Here is a 259-nt window from a genome sequence, read left to right on the forward strand (position 1 = left end):
GAAGCGATGGCAGCGGTATTCGCCAAAGAACTGCCGCAAAGAGTCATCCATCTCGCAGCCCAGGCAGGTGTTCGCTACTCACTACAGAACCCTCATGCTTATATTGATGCCAATATTCAGGGATTTCTCAACATCTTGGAGGGATGTAGGCATAACCGGATAGAATCGTTGGTCTATGCCAGCTCTTCGTCGGTCTATGGGGGCAACGTTTCGCTTCCTTTCCACGAGCATCAGAACATTGATCACCCCGTCAGCCTAT

At 50.6% G+C, this 259-nt stretch carries 1 protein-coding gene; it reads left to right on the forward strand.

What is annotated here, in order from left to right; all coding sequences use genetic code 11:
* Positions 1-259: GDP-mannose 4,6-dehydratase (locus SB764_RS41940; protein WP_410867028.1), on the forward strand; the 259-nt coding region annotated here is incomplete at both ends.

Source organism: Paraburkholderia sp. SIMBA_027 (genome assembly GCF_046535315.1).
Taxonomy (GTDB): Bacteria; Pseudomonadota; Gammaproteobacteria; order Burkholderiales; family Burkholderiaceae; genus Paraburkholderia; species Paraburkholderia tropica.